This is a genomic window from Marinobacter flavimaris, assembly GCF_045057155.1.
In the GTDB taxonomy this organism is placed as follows: Bacteria; Pseudomonadota; Gammaproteobacteria; order Pseudomonadales; family Oleiphilaceae; genus Marinobacter; species Marinobacter manganoxydans.
On sequence record NZ_CP171359.1, the window covers coordinates 912,358 to 932,833 of the forward strand.

The 20,476-nt window shown below is 58.2% G+C and carries 15 protein-coding genes; 12 read left to right on the forward strand and 3 right to left on the reverse strand.

All coding sequences use genetic code 11. The features are described 5' to 3' along the window. Positions 1–123: 123 nt before the first annotated feature. Genes ACGK9W_RS04305 through ACGK9W_RS04315 form a run of 3 tightly spaced genes read left to right on the forward strand, consistent with a single transcriptional unit; the run spans position 124 to position 4,137 of the window. Positions 124–2,523, forward strand: a complete 2,400-nt coding sequence (locus ACGK9W_RS04305) for a Lon protease family protein (protein WP_405419216.1) — start codon at positions 124–126, stop codon at positions 2,521–2,523. Beyond that, on the forward strand, positions 2,516–3,382 hold the full coding sequence (locus ACGK9W_RS04310; protein WP_405419219.1) for a universal stress protein: 867 nt from the start codon (positions 2,516–2,518) through the stop codon (positions 3,380–3,382). The genes ACGK9W_RS04305 and ACGK9W_RS04310 overlap by 8 nt, the downstream gene beginning before the upstream one ends. 35 nt (positions 3,383–3,417) lie before the next feature. Continuing rightward, a complete protein-coding gene (locus ACGK9W_RS04315; RefSeq protein WP_062784806.1) occupies positions 3,418–4,137 on the forward strand; it encodes a ZIP family metal transporter in 720 nt (239 codons plus the stop codon). Between the two features lie 15 nt (positions 4,138–4,152). Here the strand turns inward: ACGK9W_RS04315 and ftsH are convergent, their stop codons facing one another. From ftsH to ggt, 3 genes are read right to left on the reverse strand one after another with little or no spacing between them, the layout of a single operon-like run. Then, positions 4,153–6,066 (reverse strand): ATP-dependent zinc metalloprotease FtsH, encoded by a 1,914-nt coding sequence (ftsH, locus tag ACGK9W_RS04320; protein WP_104271406.1) that lies wholly within the window; start codon positions 6,064–6,066, stop codon positions 4,153–4,155. Then, on the reverse strand, positions 6,063–6,311 hold the full coding sequence (locus tag ACGK9W_RS04325) for a thiamine-binding protein (RefSeq protein ID WP_014576785.1): 249 nt from the start codon (positions 6,309–6,311) through the stop codon (positions 6,063–6,065). Before ACGK9W_RS04325 ends, ftsH begins: the two co-directional genes overlap by 4 nt. A 40-nt stretch (positions 6,312–6,351) precedes the next feature. Further along, entirely contained in the window at positions 6,352–8,115 is a 1,764-nt protein-coding gene (gene ggt, locus ACGK9W_RS04330) for a gamma-glutamyltransferase (RefSeq protein ID WP_008172072.1), read from the reverse strand. Between the two features lie 143 nt (positions 8,116–8,258). Here ggt and purU point away from each other — a divergent pair, with 143 nt between their 5' ends. The 9 genes from purU (at position 8,259) to ACGK9W_RS04375 (ending at position 20,440) form a co-directional block, all read left to right on the forward strand. Further along, on the forward strand, positions 8,259–9,113 hold the full coding sequence (purU, locus tag ACGK9W_RS04335; protein ID WP_008172070.1) for a formyltetrahydrofolate deformylase: 855 nt from the start codon (positions 8,259–8,261) through the stop codon (positions 9,111–9,113). A 126-nt stretch (positions 9,114–9,239) separates the two neighbouring features. Beyond that, entirely contained in the window at positions 9,240–11,870 is a 2,631-nt protein-coding gene (gene gyrA / locus ACGK9W_RS04340; protein WP_008172069.1) for a DNA gyrase subunit A, read from the forward strand. 51 nt (positions 11,871–11,921) lie between these two features. After that, positions 11,922–13,004, forward strand: a complete 1,083-nt coding sequence (gene serC / locus ACGK9W_RS04345) for a 3-phosphoserine/phosphohydroxythreonine transaminase (protein ID WP_008172068.1) — start codon at positions 11,922–11,924, stop codon at positions 13,002–13,004. A 2-nt stretch (positions 13,005–13,006) separates the two neighbouring features. Then, entirely contained in the window at positions 13,007–14,104 is a 1,098-nt protein-coding gene (gene pheA / locus ACGK9W_RS04350) for a prephenate dehydratase (protein WP_008172067.1), read from the forward strand. A 45-nt stretch (positions 14,105–14,149) separates the two neighbouring features. After that, positions 14,150–15,274, forward strand: a complete 1,125-nt coding sequence (gene hisC, locus ACGK9W_RS04355; RefSeq protein WP_405419228.1) for a histidinol-phosphate transaminase — start codon at positions 14,150–14,152, stop codon at positions 15,272–15,274. Between the two features lies 1 nt (position 15,275). Continuing rightward, positions 15,276–17,504, forward strand: coding sequence for a bifunctional prephenate dehydrogenase/3-phosphoshikimate 1-carboxyvinyltransferase (locus ACGK9W_RS04360; protein ID WP_008172065.1), 2,229 nt, complete (start codon positions 15,276–15,278; stop codon positions 17,502–17,504). Next, the gene (gene cmk / locus ACGK9W_RS04365; RefSeq protein ID WP_008172064.1) at positions 17,504–18,184 is read left to right on the forward strand and encodes a (d)CMP kinase; all 681 of its coding nucleotides are present in this window, start codon (positions 17,504–17,506) and stop codon (positions 18,182–18,184) included. The genes ACGK9W_RS04360 and cmk overlap by 1 nt, the downstream gene beginning before the upstream one ends. 130 nt (positions 18,185–18,314) lie before the next feature. After that, the gene (gene rpsA, locus ACGK9W_RS04370; RefSeq protein WP_008172063.1) at positions 18,315–20,009 is read left to right on the forward strand and encodes a 30S ribosomal protein S1; all 1,695 of its coding nucleotides are present in this window, start codon (positions 18,315–18,317) and stop codon (positions 20,007–20,009) included. A 134-nt stretch (positions 20,010–20,143) separates the two neighbouring features. Continuing rightward, the gene (locus ACGK9W_RS04375) at positions 20,144–20,440 is read left to right on the forward strand and encodes an integration host factor subunit beta (RefSeq protein ID WP_008172061.1); all 297 of its coding nucleotides are present in this window, start codon (positions 20,144–20,146) and stop codon (positions 20,438–20,440) included. The last annotated feature ends 36 nt before the right edge of the window (positions 20,441–20,476 follow it).

Genomic DNA, 20,476 nt, shown 5'->3' on the forward strand with positions numbered 1-20,476 from the left:
ATCGTTGGAGCAGGGCGCCAGCCATCATCTATAGTTTCCTGATGAGGGGCCGTTGCCCCCGGATTACTCGTTCGACGTAATCGGCGTATCCCACTTTCGGGTGGGAACCATCAGGAGGATGTAATGCCACTACCCGCCCCGTTAACGGAAAACCAGGTCTACCACGGTTGCCCCGAAGACAAGCTGGATTTCATCACTACCGAAGACCTGCAGGATCTTGAGCGTCCGTATGGTCAGGACCGGGTACTGCGGGCGCTGGAATTTGGTGCCGGTATTCAGGCAGACGGTTTCAATCTCTTTGTTCTCGGACCCTCCGGTGCCGGCAAGCACGAGCTGGTCGAACGCTTTCTTTGCCTGCATGCGGCAAGCCAGCCGGTCCCGCCGGATTGGTGCCATGTCTACAACTTCCAGTTTTCAGAGCGGCCACGCGCCATTCGACTGCCGGCCGGTGAAGGGCGGCAATTCAAGAAACACATGAATGAACTGGCAGAGGAGCTCCGAACAGCAATCCCTGCTGCCTTCGAAAGCGAGGAATACCAGGCCAGGTTGCAGGAACTCCAGGAAGAAATGGCCAAGCGTCAGCATCAGGGCCTGTTTGATATCCAGGAAGAGGCGAACCGGAACAACATTGCCATGATCACCACGCCGGCCGGCTTTACCTTTGCCCCGATGCGCAAGGGCGAGGTGATCGACCCGGAGGAATACAAGAACTTCTCGGACGAGGAGAAAGCGCTGGTCGAATCCAAGGTTGAGGAGCTTCAGAAAAAGCTTCAGCAAACCATCCAGCAGATACCCAGGATGCGGAAGGAGGTCAGGGAAAGAGTCCATGCCCTGAATGAAGAAATGGTGCAGCTGACCCTGGGCGGCCCGATTGGGGAGTTGAGGGAAAAATGGTCCCACCTGCAGGATATCGCCGAGTACCTGGATGCCGTTCGTGAGGATGTGGTCGAGCACGCCGAGGCTTTTCAGGATACCGATAACGGGCCTCCGGCGGGCCTGTTGGCAAGGTACAAGGTCAATTTGCTGGTCGATAATGCCGAGACGGCCGGAGCGCCCGTTATCTACGAGGACCTGCCGAACCATCAGCATCTGGCGGGGCAGATTGAACATCGGGCCCGGCAGGGTAATCTCTATACCGATTTCACGCTGATTCGTGGCGGTTCCATGCACCGGGCCAGTGGCGGCTATCTGATCATTGATGCGCGCAGGGTACTGACACAGCCGATGGCGTGGGAAAGCCTGAAGCGGATCCTGTCCTCCGGTGAGTTTCGAATCGAGTCACTGGAGCGGCTTTACGGGTTGGTGAGTACCGTCAGCCTGCAGCCGGAGCCTATTCCGGTGTCGGTCAAGGTGGTTCTGCTCGGGGACCGGATGCTCTATTACCTGCTGTCCCACTATGATCCGGACTTTCTGGACCTGTTCAAAGTAGAAGCGGATTTCGAGGACGACCTGGACCGCAATGAAGAATGCTACGAACTCTACGCGCGCATGATCGCCACCATGGCCCGGGGCCTGAAAATGCGACCGCTGGAGCGAAGCGCCGTGGCCCGGCTGATTGAACATGCCAGCCGGCTGGCAGCAGACCAGCGCAAACTGACCGCCCACGACCGGGTGCTCCGCGACATTCTGAGCGAGGCAGACCACTGGGCGGGACAGGCCGGGGCCGATACGGTTGAAGCCAGCCATCTCCAGCAGGCCATTGATGAACGGGAATACCGGGCCAGCCGGGTCCGGGAACGAAGTCGCGAGCAAATCAGCCGGGGTGTGGTGATGATAGCCACCACCGGCGAGGAGGTGGCTCAGGTAAATGGCCTTTCGGTGCTCAGACTTGGGGCGTCGATGTTCGGGCAGCCTACCCGGATTACCGCCACGGCCCGTCCCGGTAAGGGGCAGGTGGTGGATATCGAGCGGGAGGCCAAACTCGGCGGCCCCATTCATAGTAAGGCCGTGATGATATTGTCCCGATTCCTGGCGAGCCGGTATGCAGGCGATGGTGAACTGTCGCTTTCGGCGAGCCTGGCCTTCGAGCAATCCTACGGTGGTGTCGAGGGCGATTCCGCTTCGGTGGCAGAAACCTGTGTGTTGCTGTCTGCCATTTCCCGAGTCCCACTCAAACAATCCTTCGCGGTGACAGGGTCCATGAACCAGCATGGTGAAGTTCAGGCTGTGGGTGGCGTGAACGAGAAGATCGAAGGCTTTTTCGATGTCTGCAAGGGGGCCGGCGATGTCCGCGGGCAGGGCGTTCTGCTGCCCGCAAGCAATGTTGAACATTTGATGCTGAGAGCCGATGTAAGGAAGGCGATCGCTGAAGACCGGTTCCGGATCTATCCGATTTCAGGCATCAATGAGGCAATTGAGCTGCTAACCGGTCTTGAGCCCGGAGAACCGGATAGTAATGGCGAGTTCCCCGAGAACAGCTTCAATCACCGGGTTGCCGAACGCCTGGAGAAGTTCGCGGAGGCCAGCAAGAAACGGGACGAGAACGGAGAAGCGAACAGCAGCGGAGGCAAGGATCGTGACTGATAGTCCAGCAGACCAGGCTGATCCCGGCACCACAACCGGTCGTGTACTGGTACTTCTCGATGGTTCCAGGATGAGTTACGCCGCCTTGCAGGCTGCGGTCGGGATTGCCGCGAATACCGGTGCCGATGTGCTCGGTGTGTTTGTTGAGGAGCTGAATCAGCTGCGAAGCGCCGGCTATGGTTTTGCCCGCGAAGTGGGCGGTTCGTCCGGTATCAGCCGCCCCCTGGCTGCTGGCGACGTTGAACAGCGCATGCAAAGGTTGGCGAGCGAAGCCCGCCGTGCTCTTGCCGGTGCCGTCGCGTCATACGGTGGCAGGCAATCCCTGAGTGTCGCCCGGGGCCATGTGATTGATGAGGTGCTGGCGCTCGCCGGCCCTCAGGATCTTCTGGTGCTGGGCCGCGTTGGTTGGTCCTCCGAGCCCGGTGCGCGCTTGGGCTCGACGGCAAAAGGGCTGGTTCGTCGTTCCCGGGGAAGGGTCTTGCTCTGGCGTGAAAGTCGGGCCGAACCTTTGGGCAGGGTTGTGGTGTTTCTCAATGACCATCATGGCGCTAACGGCCGCGCTGTCCAGGCAACCGCTGAGGTGGTTCGTCATTCCCACCGGCCCGTGACACTACTGTTGGGCGCTGACTCGACGGTCTCAGCCGACGATCTTAAAGGCGTCGCGCAGGACCTGGGTATTCAGGAATCGGAGCTTCGTGTAAGGTCTCTGCCATCAACGGATCCGGCTGTTGTGGCCGGAATTCTACGACAGGAAAGGGCGGTAGAGCTGGTGCTAAGCCGGGAATGCACACTGCTCCAGGAGCCCGGCGCAGAGCGATTGTTGGTGGCCCTGAACCTTCCCGTCACGGTCACGCCCTGAATCCCATCGGTTGCTCCATAGGTCTTTATTAGCTGATGTTTATAGATGTTCTCTCCATTGTTGGACTGACCGTCCTTGCCGGCGCCTGCATTCCACTGGGCGGACTGCTCGCCAGCTTTGAACGGATCCGACCCAATTGGCTGGAGCAGGAGTTTCGCCATTTCGTGATCGCGCTCGGTGGCGGCATCCTGCTTGGCGCGGTCGCTGTGGTTTTTATTCCGGAAGGCCGATCCAGCATGGGAGGATCCCTTCTTGCGATTCCGGCTATTCTTGCGGGCGGGCTCATATTCTTCCTGATAGAGCGGGTTCTCGGTTTGAAACGCCGTGAATCTCCGCAGCTCCTGGGCGTGATGCTGGATTTTATTCCGGAAGCTGCCGCGCTGGGCGGGCTCGCCGTGGTGAACACCGAGATTGCGCTGCTCATGGCGTTACTCATTGCCTTGCAGAACTTGCCGGAAGGGTTCAACGCCTATCGGGAGTTGCTTTACCTGAAAGGCCATAGCTCACGAAAGACGCTGGTCTTTATGAGTAGCCTGGTGATCACAGGTCCGGTGGCCGGCCTGTTTGGCTATTTCTTCTTGTCGGAGCGCCCCGTATTACTGGGCTCACTGATGCTGATGGCTTCCGGGGGTATTCTGTACCTGATTTTCCAGGACATCGCTCCTCAGTCGAGGCTTGACCGGCATTGGGGGCCACCTCTGGGAGCGGTCCTTGGGTTCTGTATTACCCTGTTCAGTCATGACCTGGTGATCTAGGCCATGACTTGAGTATCAGGCAATCTTCCGTGCATCTTCCTTGCGCAGGATTTCCTCGACGTCCTCTGCTGACAGCGTTTCCTTTTTCAGCACGGCTTTGGCCAATGCGTCCAACTGGTTTCGGTGCTCGGTCAGGAAGTCGAGGGTTGCCTTCTCGAGGGCCAGGAGCTGGGACTGGATTTCCTCGTCAATCATTTCAGCCATCTTTTCGCTGAACTCCCTCGGCATGCCCATCTCCCGGCCCAGGAAAACATGTTCCTCGCCGATGTTCAGGCCCAGCGGGCCGATCTTTTCGCTCATGCCCCACTGGCCGATCATCTTGCGTATCAGCGCGGTGGCCTCCTTGAGGTCGTTCTGGGCGCCGGTACTGACTTCTCCGTAGATCAGCTTTTCCGAGCAGCGACCGCCAAGCATCACCTTGATGCGATCCTTCAGGTAGCTTTCGGTGTAGGTGTAGTGATCTTCCCGGGGGGTTTGTTCCGTCACTCCCATGGCCATGCCGTGAGGAATGATGGTCAACTTGGTAAGCGGGTCCGCGTTCGGCATATAGTAGGCCATGATGGCGTGGCCACACTCGTGGTAGGCAACGGCCTCACGCTCCTGCGGGTTCAGCTTGGTATCCCGTTCTTCACCGAGAATAATTCTGTCCCGGGCCAGATCAAAGCAATGGGCATTCACCTCATGCAGGCTTTCGCGGGCTGCGGTGAGCGCCGCTTCATTTACGAGGTTCTTGAGATCCGCCCCGGAAAAGCCGATGGTGCGTGCGGCCAGTTGATCCAGGTCGACATCATTCGCTAGGGGGACCTTTCGCACGTGAACGGCCAGGATCGCCGCGCGGGCCTCCTTGTGGGGGCGGTCGAGAGTGATCTTGCGGTCAAAACGGCCCGGGCGGAGCAGGGCACTGTCGAGTACGTCCGGCCGGTTGGTGGCAGCCAGTACCAGAACATTTTCGTGAGCCTCGAAACCGTCCATTTCCGTGAGGATCTGGTTCAGTGTCTGCTCTCGTTCATCATGGCCACCACCCAGGCCCGCACCACGTGATCGGCCAATGGCATCCAGTTCGTCGATGAAAATCAGCGCCGGCGCGTCTTTCCGGGCTTCCTTGAACATGTCCCGAACCCGCGCGGCGCCGACACCCACGAACATCTCGATGAATTCCGAGGCGCTGATGCTGTAGAAGGGCACTTCGGCTTCGCCGGCGATGGCCCGGGCCAGTAGTGTTTTGCCGGTGCCCGGCGGACCGACCAGAAGCACGCCCTTGGGCATGACGGCACCCAGTGCCCGGTATTTTTCGGGAGATTTCAGGAAATCGATGATCTCGGCAATTTCCCGCTTGGCGGATTCAATGCCGGCCACGTCATCCAGGGTGGCGGTAGAGGTTTCCTTGTGGGCCCGCCGTGCCTTGGAGCGGCTGAAATCAAACGGGCCGCCACCCTGTGTCATGCGTTTCTGCGCCGCACCCCAGAACCAGAACATCAGCGCCAGCAGCAGGATCCAGGGCAGGAAGCCGCGAATCATTTCCTGCCACCAGGGCAGACCTGATGGCGTGGCCCGAATGGTGACACTGTGCTCTTCAAGAAGGTTGAGCAGCGACGGGTCTTCCATGGGCGGGCGGATGGTATGGAAACCGGGCGTGCTGGTGTGGGGTGGGCTGTCAGAGCTGAAATCGGCTGCACCGCTGTCGGTGAACAAGCCGGTAATGGCTTCTTCTTTCAACGTGACTTCTGCCACCTGATTGTTCACAACAGCCGTCTTGAATTCCGAGTAGGCGAGGTCCTGAAGCCGCGGTTGTCCGCCATCCTGCAGCCAGAGCACCATCAGGAAGATGGCAGCGCTCAGCCAAAGGAACGCATACTGGTTCGGAATGACCGGTTGTTGGTTCTGATCCGGTTTCTGTTGCTGGTTGTCTGGCCCACTCGGTGCTGTCATTTCGGTCTCCGGTCGCCCTCCATGATCTTCGCCACGAAGACAGATTTGCCGTAGGTCTCGAACGACCATTTCATGGTGTCCGAGAGCACGCCCATAACCTCATCATAGTCGCCGAAAATCTCGGTGCTCATTCGCCCCGGATAGACTTCCAGTCCGGTCTGCTCCAGGCGCGCGATCAGGTCTTTGATTGGCTGCTTGTACTCCTCTTTCAGGGGATAGCAGCTCAGTTGTACAGAAAGATACATAAAGCCTCCATTCAGGTCAGTGACCCTGGTCAATTGCCCGTTAATAGCCCATGGCCGACGAAGTGCTCCTCCTCGGGTCCGCGCCACCATTGAGAACACCCTCTTCGTCAATCAGGATGCTCTGGATGGCGCCCATGGCTGATCCACCGACCACCGTGTGCCCCCGCTCCTGCAGAAGCCGGATGGTGTCGGGGCTGATGCCCTGTTCGATCCGGATTTCATCCGGCAGCCACTGGTGGTGCATGCGCGGAGCGCTCACGGCGGTCTGGATGTTCATTCCATGATCAATCACATTGAGGATCACCTGCAAGGTGGTGGTAATGATCCGGGAGCCTCCGGGGCTGCCGGTCACCAGAACGTTCTTGCCATCCTTCTTAACGATAGTGGGCGACATGGAGCTCAGCATGCGTTTGCCGGGCTCGACCTTGTTGGCTTCGCCACCGATCAGGCCATAAGCGTTGGGCACACCGGGCTTGGCACTGAAGTCGTCCATTTCGTTGTTAAGCAGGAATCCAGCGCCTTCCACCGTAATGCCGGATCCATAACTGAAATTGATTGTGTAGGTGTTGGACACGGCGTTGCCCCATTTATCCACCACGGAAAAATGGGTGGTTTCAGGGCTTTCCCAGGCAGCTGGCTGGCCGGGATTGATGTCGCTGGCCGGTCGTGCCCTGTCTGGATCAATGCCTTTGCGCAGTTCTTCTGCGTAGCCTTTGCTGGTTAACCCCGCCAGCGGCACCTCCACATAATCCGTGTCGCCGAGGTATTTTGAACGGTCCGCGTAGGCCAGTTTCATGGCTTCGGCCATGTGATGAATCGCATCAGCGGAGTTATGGCCAAACTCGGCCATCGGGAAGCCTTCCAGGATATTCAGGATCTGGACAATGTGCGTGCCGCCGGAGGAGGGCGGCGACATCGAGAAAATATCGTACCCGCGATAGTTGCCGTGAACCGGCGCCCGGACAACCGGGCGATAGTCTTTCAGGTCCTGGTGCGTGATGAGGCCGCCATTCCGTTCCATTTCGCTGGCAATCAGATCGGCGGTTTCGCCTTCGTAAAAGCCTTTCACGCCGTTGTCGGCAATGCGCTGGAGTGTTGCCGCCAGTTCCGGCTGTCGAAAGCGTTTCCCGGGCTGCCAGGCGCTGCCGTCTTCCCTATAAAAGGTGTCACGGGTGGCGGGCCATCGCTCGAGTCTCTCCCGGGCCTGCTCCAGACCTTCAGTAAAACGCTGGGGCACTACGAAACCGTCTTGGGCCAGTTTGATGGCCGGCGCCAGTGCCTGCTTGAGGGTAATGGTGCCGTGCCGCTCCAGCGCCAGTGCAAGGCCGGCAACTGTGCCCGGAACCCCTGCGGCCAGGTGGGTAAAACGACTGCGGTTCCTGACCACCTCGCCGGATTCGTCCTGGAACATGGTTTCTGTGGCGGCAGCGGGCGCTTTTTCGCGATAATCAATGGCTTCCGGATCTGATCCGTCGCCCCTGGAAATCAGCATGAAACCGCCACCGCCAATGTTGCCGGAACGGGGCTGGGTGACAGCGAGTGCAAAACCGGCGGTAACGGCTGCATCGATTGCATTGCCGCCGTTTTTCAGCACTTCCAGAGCCACCTCGGTGGCCAGTGTATGGCTGGTGGCAACCATGCCCTGGGTTGCGGTAACCGGGTGAAACCGCTCACCCTCGAGAATGGCCTGTCCGAAGGCCGGCGCGGTGGTGATGAAAAAGGTCAAGGCGGCCGCAATCGAAAGGCGGCCTGAGCGCCCCGTGGCGAGGTTTTTGATTGTGCGTTGGTAGAGGCCTCTGTCCATATCTCCATTCCTCGTTTCTGGCGTTCAGATAGGCTATGATAGCCGGTCATTTTCATAGGTGCGTACCGTTAACCTGCCGTTAATGTCGGCGGTGATTCCCCGACGCACCTGCTTTCCCGGATTTCAGTTAAGGAAAGGCTTTCATGGAGCATACCTATCGTCTTGTGATTTCCTGCCCCGACCGGGTGGGAATTGTCGCCAAGGTGAGTAATTTTCTGTCGACATACAATGGCTGGATTACCGAGGCGAGTCACCATTCCGACACGCAAACCGGCTGGTTTTTCATGCGGCACGAGATCAAGGCCACCTCGATTCCGTTCGGTCTGGACCAGTTCCGCGCCGCGTTTGAGCCGATTGCCCGCGAATTCAATATGAACTGGCACATTGCCGACTCGGCCCAGCCCAAGAAAGTCATCCTGATGTGCAGCAAGGAATCCCATTGTGTGGCTGATCTGCTGCACCGCTGGCACAGCAAGGAGATCAATGCCGAGATCGTGGCGGTCATCTCCAACCACGACGACCTGCGCCGGATGGTGGAGTGGCATGAGATTCCCTACCACCACGTGCCGGTAAGCAAGGAAAACAAAGAGGAAGCTTTCGCCCATATTGATGAGCTGTTCCAGAAATATGAGGCCGATGTGGTGGTGCTGGCGCGCTACATGCAGATCCTTCCTGGCGAGCTCTGCGAGAAATACTCCGGCAAGGTGATCAATATCCATCACAGCTTCCTGCCGTCTTTCGCCGGTGCACGCCCCTATCACCAGGCCTACAGCCGCGGTGTTAAGCTGATTGGTGCCACCTGCCACTACGTGACTCAGGACCTCGACGAGGGCCCGATCATCGAGCAGGACGTTATCCGGATCACCCACAGCGACTCTATCGAGGATATGGTTCGCCTGGGTAAGGATGTGGAAAAGAACGTGTTGGCCCGGGGCCTGCGCTCACACATTGAAGACCGGGTGATCACCTACGAAAACAAGACAGTGGTGTTTGATTAAGGCTGCCTCACAGTTGCCCCGGAAAGGGTGCGACTGTGGTAGACTTGGCGGCTTGTTGAAGAATAACTATGGGGCCCGGAAACGGCCCCGATACGACTTCCAGATAACGCAAAGGAACCTTTCTCGATGGGTGAGTTAGCCAAAGAGATCCTGCCGGTCAATATTGAAGACGAGTTAAAACAGTCCTACCTCGATTACGCCATGAGCGTGATCGTCGGGCGGGCGCTTCCGGATGTGAGGGATGGCCTCAAGCCGGTTCACCGCCGCGTTCTGTTCGCCATGTCCGAACTGAACAACGACTGGAACAAGGCCTATAAGAAGTCCGCCCGTGTGGTGGGTGATGTTATCGGTAAATACCACCCCCACGGTGACTCTGCGGTATACGACACCATCGTACGTATGGCCCAGCCGTTCTCCCTGCGGTATCCGCTGGTTGATGGCCAGGGTAACTTCGGTTCCATCGACGGTGACAACGCGGCTGCCATGCGTTACACCGAGATCCGCATGGAGAAGATCGCCCACTCCCTGCTGGCGGACCTGGACAAGGAAACGGTCGATTTCGTCGATAACTACGACGGTACCGAGCGGATTCCCGAGGTTCTGCCCACCCGGGTGCCCAACCTGCTGGTGAATGGTTCCTCCGGTATTGCCGTGGGCATGGCTACCAACATTCCGCCCCACAACCTGACGGAAGTCGTAAGCGGCTGCTTGGCGCTGATTGATAATCCGGATCTGACCATCGATGAGCTGATGGAATTCATTCCGGGCCCGGATTTCCCGACCGAGGGCATCATCAACGGCCGTGCCGGCATCGTTGAGGCCTACCGTACCGGCCGTGGTCGTATCTATATTCGTGCCCGCCACGAGATCGAGCACGACAACAAGACCAATCGCGATGCCATCATCATCACCGAGCTGCCGTATCAGCTGAACAAGGCCCGCCTGATCGAGAAGATCGCGGAGCTGGTAAAAGAAAAGCGTCTTGAAGGTATCTCCGAGCTGCGGGACGAATCCAACAAGGAAGGTATCCGGGTGGTGATCGAACTGCGTCGGGGTGAGAACCCGGACGTTGTGGTCAACAACCTGTTTGCCCAGACCCAGCTGGAAACTGTATTCGGCATCAACATGGTTGGCCTGATCAACGGTGAGCCGAAAACCCTGAATCTGAAGCAGCTGCTGGATGCGTTCGTTCGTCACCGCCGTGAAGTAGTGACCCGCCGGACCATCTACGAACTGCGTAAAGCCCGTGAACGTGGCCATATTCTGGAAGGTTTGACGGTTGCCCTGGCCAACATCGACGAGATTATCGAGCTGATCAAGGCCTCGCCGTCCGCCGCCGAAGCGAAGGAAAAGCTGATTGCCAAGGGCTGGTCACCGGGCGATGTCATGGCCATGCTGGAACGTGCCGGTCAGGACGCCTGCCGTCCGGACGACCTGCCAGAGATCTATGGGCTGCGTGAAGGTCTGTATCATCTGTCACCGGAACAGGCCCAGGCCATTCTGGACTTGCGTCTGCACCGCCTGACCGGTCTGGAAACCGAGAAGCTCCAGAACGAATACAAGGAAATTCTCGACAAGATTGCCGATCTGCTGGACATCCTGGGCGACCCCGAGCGGCTGCTCCAGGTGATCCGGGAAGAGCTGGAAGCCATCGTTACCGAGTTTGGTGACGAGCGTCGTACCGAAATCACCAGCTCCCGTCGCGACCTGACCATCGCCGACCTGATTGATGAAGAAGACCTGGTGGTGACCATTTCCCACAGTGGTTACGCCAAGACCCAGGCAGTGGAAGACTACCAGGCCCAGCGTCGTGGTGGTCGGGGCAAGGCAGCAACCTCTATGAAGGACGAAGACTTCGTTGAGAAGCTGCTGGTGGCCAACTCCCACGATACGATTCTGTGTTTCTCCAACCGTGGCAAGGTGTACTGGCTGCGGGTGTTCGAGATTCCACGCGCCAGCCGTGCCTCCCGCGGTCGGCCCATGGTGAATATCCTGCCGCTGGACGAAGGCGAGCGTATTACCACGTTCCTGCCGGTTCGGGATTATCCGGAAGACCAGTTCGTGCTGATGGCCACCTCTGCCGGTGTGGTCAAGAAAACGCCGTTGCCGAACTTCTCGCGTCCGCGCAGCAGCGGCCTGATTGCCCTGTCACTGGATGAGGGCGATACCCTGATCGGTGCAGCCATTACCAAAGGCGATGCCGAGGTCATGCTGTTCTCGACCGCTGGCAAGGCGGTGCGCTTCAACGAAGAAGCCGTTCGTCCCATGAGCCGGACAGCCCGTGGTGTTCGCGGTATCAAGATGCCGCAGGGTCACCATGTGGTGTCGCTGATCATCCCGCAGGACGGTGGGGTTATCCTGACTGCCTCCGAAAACGGCTACGGCAAGCGTACCGCCATTGACGAGTTCCCGACCTACAGCCGTGGCAGCCAGGGCGTTATCGCCATGCAGTGCTCCGAGCGTAACGGTAACCTGGTGACAGCCCTGCAGCTGTTCGACGGTGACGAAATGATGCTGATCTCTGACAAGGGCACGCTCGTGCGTACCCGGACAGACGAAGTGTCGGTTCTTAGCCGGAATACCCAGGGCGTGCGCCTGATCAAGCTGAGCCAAGAAGACGAGCGGCTGGTTGGCGTTGAGCGGATTGCGGAAACCGACGACGAAGAGCTCGACAGTGAAGGCAATCCGATTGTTGCCGACGAGAGCCCGGAAGAAGGCCAGCAAGGCCAAGAAGGCGAGAGTGCCGGCGACGAATAAGCCGGCACTTGCCACGGACAGATTCAGCAAGACTTGAGAGAAAGCAGCAACATGAGCAGGGCGTATAACTTTTGTGCAGGTCCGGCCACCTTGCCGGAGAGCGTGCTTCGTCAGGCGCGGGATGAAATGCTCGACTGGCGCGGTACCGGCATGTCGGTGATGGAAATGAGCCATCGCAGCGACGAGTTTGTCCAGATTGCCGAAACTGCAGAAAAAGATCTGCGTGAACTGGCCGGCGTGTCGGACGACTACGCGGTTCTTTTCATGCAGGGTGGGGCGTCCAGCCAGTTTTCCACCATTCCTCTGAATCTGCTGGGCGAAAAAGGCTCTGCGGACTACGTGAACACTGGCATCTGGTCCAAGAAGGCCATTGCCGAGGCCAGTCGCTATGGCAAGGTGAACGTGGTGGCGAGTTCGGAAGACAGTGGCTTTACCACGATTCCGGATCAATCCTCGTGGCAGACCAGTGCCGACGCGGCTTATCTGCACTACACGCCCAACGAGACCATCGGTGGCCTGGAATTCGGTTTTATTCCGGATAGCCCGGGCGCGCCGCTGGTTGCCGACATGTCCTCATCAATGCTGTCGAGGCCGGTGGACGTCTCCAGGTTCGGTGTGATCTATGCCGGTGCCCAGAAGAACATCGGTCCCTCGGGATTGGTAGTGGTCATTATCCGCAAGGATCTCCTGGGTAAGGCCCGCCAGGAGACCCCGACCATGATGAATTATCAGGTGATCGCAGATAACGGCTCCATGTACAACACGCCGGCGACCTATTCCTGGTATCTGGCCGGTCTGGTGTTCAAGTGGCTGAAAGAGCAGGGCGGTGTGAAGGCCATGGGTGAAATCAACCTGCGCAAGGCCCGCAAGCTCTACGATTTCATCGATACCAACGAGTTTTACGCCAACCCGATTGATCCGCGCTTCCGCTCCTGGATGAACGTACCATTCACGCTGGCGGATGATGCCCTGAACGGTGAATTCCTGAAGGGTGCCAATGCCCGTGGCCTGCTGAACCTGGCCGGCCACCGGTCGGTTGGCGGAATGCGTGCGAGCATCTACAACGCGATGCCAGAAGCCGGTGTCGATGCACTGATCGACTACATGACCGAATTTGCGAAGGAGCGTGGCTGATCATGAGTGATGAGCAGGTTCGGCTCGGAGAGCTGCGGGACGAGATCGATCAACTTGATCAGAAGATCATGGAGCTGATCAGTGCCAGGGCCGCCTGTGCCCAGGAAGTGGCGCACGTTAAAATGACCGCCAATCCGGGGCAGGACGTCTTTTTCTATCGCCCCGAGCGGGAGGCCCAGGTGCTTCGCCGCATCAAGGAACAGAATCCGGGGCCGCTGTCGGGTGAGGAAATGGCCCGTCTGTTCCGGGAAATCATGTCGGCCTGCCTGGCGCTGGAAAAGCCCATGCACATTGCCTTCCTGGGTCCGATTGGCACCTTCACACAGGCGGCAGCGCTCAAGCATTTTGGTCACTCGGTGGTCAGCGTGCCTTTGCCGGCCATTGATGCGGTATTCCGGGAGGTCGAATCCGGCGCTGCTCATTACGGCGTGGTGCCGGTCGAAAACTCGACCGAGGGTATGATCAACCACACCCTGGATATGTTCATGTCCTCGCCGCTGAAGATCTGCGGCGAGGTTCAGCTGCGGATTCACCATCACCTGCTTGTGTCTCCGAAGCATGGCGACCAGGAAATCACACGGATTTATTCCCATCAGCAATCGTTTGCCCAATGCCGGCAATGGCTGGACACCCACCGCTACGGCATCGAGCGGGTTACCGTCTCCAGCAATGCGGAAGCGGCCCGGCGCGCAGCCGAGGAGCCCGGCACGGCGGCTATTGCCGGTGATATGGCGGCCGAGCTCTATGGCCTGCAGAAGCTGGCGAACAGTATTGAGGATCGCCCGGACAATACCACACGCTTCCTGATCATTGGCCGGGAGGAAGTGCCTGCCAGTGGCCACGACAAGTCGTCTATCCTGGTGTCCATGCGCAACAAACCGGGGGCCCTGTATCAGCTCCTCGAGCCGTTCCATCGTCACGGGCTCAGCCTGACCAGAATCGAAACGCGGCCCTCGCCAAGTGGCACCTGGGCCTATGTGTTCTACATCGATTTTGAGGGACATATGGAAGACGAACAGGTCCGGAAGGTTCTGGCAGAAGTGGATGAAGAGGCCGTTGAGCTCAAACGCCTGGGTTCCTACCCGATTGGCGTTCTGTAAGTATCTGCACCTGCGTTTCTGAGCAAAGAGTGTCGAGGACGATTTATGGCCATTGATTACCAGAGCCTGGCGGTTCGCGGCGTACAGGCCCTCTCACCGTATCAGCCGGGCAAGCCGATTGAAGAGCTGGCCCGTGAGCTTGGCCTCAATCCGGCAGAGATCATCAAGCTGGCGAGCAACGAAAACCCGCTGGGGCCGAGCGAAAAAGCGCTGTCGGCCGCGCGGCAGGCCCTCTCCGAGCTTTGTCTGTATCCCGATGGCAACGGATTCAACCTGAAGCAGGCGCTTTCGAAGCGTCTGAACGTCGGGATGGATCAGATTACCCTTGGTAACGGCTCCAACGATGTACTGGAAGTCATTACCCGTTGTTTCGCTGATGCAGATTCCGAGGTCGTTTTCTCCCAGTACGCGTTCGCCGTTTATCCCCTGGTGACTCAGGCCATCGGCGCCATGGGTGTGTCTGTGCCTGCCCGGGAGTGGGGGCATGATCTGGATGCCATGGCTGCGGCGGTTACCGATCGCACTCGCCTGGTGTTTGTCGCCAACCCGAACAACCCCACGGGCACGGTTCACACGGCGGATGCCATTGAGGCGTTCCTGAACAGGATTCCGGAGAAGGTGCTTGTGGTCCTGGATGAGGCCTACTGCGAATACCTGACCGGAGAGCAATACCCGGACGGTGTCGAGCTGTTGGCCCGTTTCCCGAATCTCATCGTTTGCCGCACGTTCTCCAAAGCCTGGGGGCTGGCGGCTCTGCGGGTAGGTTACAGTATCTCCTCGCCGGCCATCGCAGACATTCTTAACCGGGTGCGTCAGCCATTCAACGTGGATACGGTTGCCCTGTCTGCGGCCACGGCTGTGCTTGAGGATGAAGACTATCTCCAGCGTTCCCGGGATGTGAACACAGCCGGTCTGCGTCAGTTGCAGGAGGCATTCGACCGGATGGGGCTCAGTTACATCCCGTCAGCCGGGAACTTTGTTGCCGTGGAAGTGGGGGAGCAGGCCATGGGCGTGTACCAGTCCCTGCTGGCCCACGGCGTGATTGTTCGGCCCATCGGCGGTTATGGTATGCCCCGGCATCTTCGGGTTTCTGTCGGGCTTCAGGAAGAAAACGAGCGCTTTATTGATGCACTGGCGCAGGCCCTGGCGGCCTCGGGGTTGAGCGACTGATATGGCGCCGTCCGAGCCTCTGTTTAAACGGGTAGCGGTGATTGGCCTGGGGCTGATTGGCGGCTCCCTGGCCTGCGCGATCCGTCGCAATGGGCTTGCGGGTACGGTTGTTGGTGCGGATCATCGCACTGAGGAACTGCAGCTCGGTAAAGAGTTGGGTGTGATCGATCAGGCGGCGTCAACGGTGTCTGATGCAGTTCGTGGCGCGGACCTGGTTGTGCTTGCCGTTCCGGTACGAGCAACACGCGCGGTTCTTGAGCAGATTCGCCCGTCTCTGGAGCCGGACGCGATACTCACCGATGTCGGTAGTACCAAATCCAGCTTCGTAGCCGATGTTGAGGCCGTGTTCGGCGGCTTGTCGCCTCTGGTTATTCCCGGTCATCCCATTGCCGGTTCCGAGAAGAGTGGCATCCGGGCGGCAAATCCCGAGCTTTTCGCCAACCACAAGGTCATCCTTACGCCGCCGGACAATGTCAGCCAGCCCCACCTGGCTCGCCTGCAAGGGCTCTGGGAGGGCTGCGGTGCCACGGTGCTGACCATGTCGGTGGCGTATCACGATGAGGTGCTGGCAGCCACCAGCCACTTGCCTCACCTGATCGCGTTCTCCCTGGTAGATACCCTGGCGGGTGAAGATGAGAACATGGACATCTTCCGGTACGCCGCCGGTGGCTTCAGGGATTTCACCCGGATTGCGGCCAGCGATCCGGTGATGTGGCACGATATTTTTCTGTCGAACCGTGATGCGGTTCTTCGTGTCATTGACCACTTTACCCACGACCTCGAACAACTGCGCACTGCCATTGCCAATCAGGACAGTGCCACGTTGTTGCGGGTTTTCAGTCGCGCCAAGGCGGCGCGTGAACATTTTTCGAAGATGCTCTCAGGACAGGCTTACGTGACAAACAACAGTGAAAAGCAGGTAACGTTCCGTCTTCAGTCCGGTGGCGCGATCACCGGTGATATCCGGGTGCCCGGCGACAAGTCAATGTCGCACCGGTCCATCATGCTGGGTGCTCTGGCAGATGGCGTAACCGAAGTGAAAGGGTTTCTGGAGGGTGAAGACAGCCTGGCGACGCTCCAGGCATTCCGGGATATGGGCGTTACCATTGAAGGCCCGGACGACGGCTTTGTTCGCATCCATGGTGTTGGCATGCACGGGCTTCAGGCCCCCCGCGGGCCTCTGTATCTGGGTAACTCGGGAACCGCCATGCGGCTGTTCGCCGGTTTGCTGGCGGCCCAGCCCTTTGATTCCGAGCTGACCGGCGATGCGAGTCTCTCCGGTCGCCCGATGGGGCGGGTTGCCGATCCTCTCAGGGCGATGGGCGCCGTTATCGATACCGCAGAAGGGGGGCGCCCGCCACTGAAAATCCGTGGTGGCCAGAAGCTGTCCGGTATTCACTATGAAATGCCGGTGGCCAGTGCCCAGGTCAAATCGTGTCTTCTGCTGGCCGGGCTTTATGCCGAGGGCAGTACATCGGTGACCGAGCCGGCGCCTACTCGCGATCATACCGAGCGCATGCTGGCGGGCTTTGGCTACCACGTCCACCGGGACGGCGCGACCGCCAGTGTTAGTGGCGGCGGCAAATTGACGGCGACCAATATTGACGTCCCTGCCGATATTTCTTCGTCTGCATTTTTCCTGGTCGCGGCCAGTATCGCCCCGGGCTCCGATCTGATCCTTCGCCACGTTGGAATGAACCCGACCAGGGTTGGTGTGATCAACATCCTGAATCAGATGGGCGCCAATATCGAGATTCTGGACGAGCGCGAAATCGGTGGTGAGCCGGTTGCTGACCTTCGGGTCCGCTCGGCGGAGCTGCAGGGTATCGACATCCCTGAGGATCAGGTGCCCCTGGCCATCGATGAATTTCCGGTGCTATTCATCGCCGCGGCCTGCGCCAATGGTCGCACGGTTTTGCGTGGCGCTGAGGAACTCCGGGTCAAGGAAAGCGATCGGATCCAGGTGATGGCAGATGGCCTTGCTGCATTGGGCGTGGACACTACCGTAACCCCGGACGGCATTATTATCGATGGTGGTCAGACCATCGGTGGCGGTACCGTGAACAGTCACGGCGACCACCGCATCGCAATGTCCTTTGCGGTCGCTTCCCTGCGCGCTGCGGGTGACATTACAGTGAACGACTGTGCCAATGTGGCTACGTCTTTCCCCGGTTTTGTGGAACTTGCGCAAGGAACGGGAATCAATATCTCGGCCGAGGGGGCTGAATAATGGTTGATAGCAGTGCGCCGGTGATCACCGTGGATGGTCCCGGGGGTTCCGGCAAAGGCACGATTACCCAGATGCTGGCCCGAAAGCTGGGCTGGCATCTTCTGGACAGTGGTGCTCTTTATCGGCTGACGGCGCTGGCCGCGGCTCGCCAGGGCGTGTCCATGGATGATGAGAGCGGGCTGGTAAAAGTCGCCGCCGGACTGGATGTGGCGTTTGAGCCTACGCCGGCAGGTGAGCCGGTAAAAGTCGTTCTGGCAGGGCAGGACGTGACCGCAGATATACGTACAGAATCGGCGGGCGACAATGCTTCAAAGGTGGCTGTGATCCAGTCGGTCCGTGACGCCCTTTTGCAGCGCCAGCGGGACTTCCGGCAGGCGCCGGGCCTTGTGGCCGATGGCCGTGATATGGGGACCGTGGTGTTTCCGGACGCGCCGGTAAAAATCTTCCTGACGGCAAGCGCCGAGGAGAGGGCTCAACGGCGCTATAGCCAGTTGAAGGACGCGGGTGTCGATGTTAATATTGACGCCCTTTTAGAGGAGATACGGGTTCGTGATGAACGGGATATGAACCGTTCCGCAGCCCCTCTCAAGCCCGCAGATGATGCGCAAGTCATTGATTCTACGGGATTGAGTATAGAAGAGGTGTTAGACAGGTGTATGGCCGCAGCAGGTCAGGCCTGACTACACCTTTTTGTCGTTGAAATGCCGGATGTAGCGTTATCTGCCAGCCACAGGCTTAATCCGGAACTTGTTAACAGACCGTGTTGCTGGTGGCACGGAGTACACTTGCGTTGATCATATAGGACTCATAATGAGCGAGAGCTTTGCGGATCTTTTTGAAGAAAGCCTGAAAGAAATTGACATGCAACCGGGTTCCATCGTCCAGGGAACCGTTGTAGACGTCGATAACGACTGGGTCACCGTTAACGCCGGACTGAAGTCCGAAGGCGTTATCCCCGCCTCCCAGTTCCTTAACGAAAAAGGCGAGTTGGAAATTGCTATCGGCGACGTTGTCGATGTAGCTCTCGACGCTGTTGAAGACGGCTTCGGTGAGACCCGTCTGTCCCGTGAAAAGGCCAAGCGTGCAGAAGCCTGGAAGGTACTCGAGAAGTCCTTCGAAGCTGAGGAAGTGGTTAAAGGTATCATCAACGGTAAGGTCAAGGGTGGCTTCACCGTCGATCTGGCCGGCATCCGTGCCTTCCTGCCTGGCTCGCTGGTAGATGTTCGTCCGGTTCGCGACACCGCGCACCTGGAGAACAAAGAACTCGAATTCAAGGTTATCAAGCTCGACCAGAAGCGTAACAACGTGGTTGTTTCCCGCCGCGCCGTTCTGGAAGCTGAGAACAGTGCCGAGCGTGAAGCTCTGCTGGAAACCCTGACCGAGGGTATGGAAATCAAGGGTATCGTCAAGAACCTGACCGACTACGGCGCGTTCGTGGATCTGGGTGGTGTTGACGGCCTGCTGCACATTACCGATATGGCCTGGAAGCGCATCAAGCATCCGAGCGAAATCGTTAATGTTGGCGACGAAATCAGCGTCAAGGTTCTGAAGTTCGATCGTGAGCGCAACCGTGTTTCTCTCGGCCTGAAGCAGCTGGGCGAAGATCCCTGGGTTGATATCAAGGGTCGTTATCCGGAAGGCAGCAAGGTTACAGCACGCGTTACCAACCTGACTGACTACGGTTGCTTTGCTGAGTTGGAAGAGGGTGTTGAAGGTCTGGTTCACGTATCTGAAATGGATTGGACCAACAAGAACATCCATCCGTCCAAGGTTGTCCAGGTTGGCGACGAAGTGGGCGTGATGATTCTGGATATCGACGAAGAGCGTCGTCGTATCTCCCTGGGTATCAAGCAGTGTGTATCCAACCCGTGGGAAGACTTCTCCAGCAACTTCAACAAGGGCGACCGCATCTCCGGTAAGATCAAGTCAATCACTGACTTCGGTATCTTCATCGGTCTGGATGGCGGCATCGACGGTCTGGTTCACCTGTCTGACATCAGCTGGAACGAGACTGGCGAAGAAGCGGTTCGTGAATACAAGAAGGGTGACGAAGTTGAAACCGTTATCCTGTCTGTTGATCCGGAGCGTGAGCGTATCTCCCTGGGTATCAAGCAGCTCGAAAGCGATCCGTTCGCCGAGTTTGTGCAGCTGAACGACAAGGGCTCTATTGTTAAGGGAACCGTGTCTGCAGTTGATGCCAAGGCAGCTACCATTGCCCTGAACGACGAAGTTGAAGCGGTACTGAAAGCCTCTGAAATCAGCCGTGACCGTGTTGAAGACGCACGCAACGCGCTGAAAGAAGGCGAAGAAGTTGAAGCGAAGATCATCAGCATCGATCGCAAGAACCGCATCATCAACCTGTCTGTGAAGTCCAAAGATGTTGAGGACGACAAGCAGGCACTGGAAAACGTGCGGACCAAAACTGCGGAAACTTCCTCTGGTGCGACCACCATCGGTGATCTCATCAAGGAGCAGATGCAGCAGCAAAACGCCAACAAGGACTAATCTTCCGGTTGGTACGAAAAAAACGGGCTCTAAGAGCCCGTTTTTTTTGTGTTTTTTTCTGGTTTGGCTAAACTAGGTAGTCATGGGAATCCGGTAACCGACGGCCAAATAAAAATGAAAGAGGGAAACGCCTCATGACGAAGTCCGAACTGGTCGAGCTGATTGCTTCCAAGCAAACTCAGCTCTCCGTTAAAGATGTCGAACTGGCTGTAAAAACCATCATCGAGCACATGTCCCAGTCGCTTGCCGATGGTCAGAGAATAGAAATCCGGGGATTTGGCAGTTTTTCCCTTCATCACCGGGCCGCGCGTACCGGGCGCAATCCGAAAACCGGTGAGGCTGTTCAGTTGCCAGCCAAATATGTGCCGCACTTCAAACCCGGCAAGGAATTGAGAGAGCAGGTCAACGACAGCTTGAAGAAAGGCTTTTAACAGCTGCTCAGGGAACGCGTATAATTCGGGCATCAA